We start from the raw sequence: 587 nt of genomic DNA, 5'->3' as shown, positions 1-587 counted from the left end.
ATCGTCATCGGCGCCCTGTACAACGGCCAGGGCGAGGGCGGCCACGCCCCCACGCCCGGTGGGCAAGCGGCAGACGGTGACGACCCGGCGGCCGTCTTCCAGCCGGCCGGCGACCACGCGCCGTCGGCGCAAGGCAACCTCGCGGCCGGCAACAGCCCCGTATGGCACGGCGCCTCGAGCGCCAACGACGGCCATCGCAACGCCGCCGCCCAATGGGGCGTGCGCACCAAGGAATTTGGTGGCTCGGGCTACAACCAGCTGCTGTTTGACGACACGGACGCGCAAGGCCGGGTTCAGCTGCGCTCGACCCATGCCGGATCGGAGCTGTCGCTGGGTCACCTGATCCACAGCGCCGATAACTACCGGGGCAGCCTGCGCGGCCAGGGCGCCGAACTGCGCACCGACGCCTACGGCGCCGTGCGCGGCGGCGCCGGCCTGCTGGTGTCGAGCTACAAGGTCGCCCACGGCGCCACCAACCGCGACCCGGCCGGCGACAACGCCGCCGGCATCGCGCTGATGAAGCAGGCCGTGAAACTGGGCGAGACGTTCAGCGAGGCGGCCAAGACGCACCAGACGGTGGCGTTGGC

Annotated in this window: 1 protein-coding gene; it reads left to right on the top strand. The window is 72.1% G+C overall.

The features are described from left to right. The coding region (locus tag GM672_RS27815; protein ID WP_211517461.1) for a type VI secretion system Vgr family protein at nt 1–587 on the top strand (587 nt) is incomplete at both ends.

Origin of the sequence: Pseudoduganella buxea, assembly GCF_009720835.1 — a bacterium.
GTDB lineage: Bacteria > Pseudomonadota > Gammaproteobacteria > Burkholderiales > Burkholderiaceae_D > Rugamonas > Rugamonas buxea.
The sequence above is the reverse complement of the archived record's forward strand: the minus strand, read 5'-3'. Positions and strand labels throughout refer to the sequence as shown.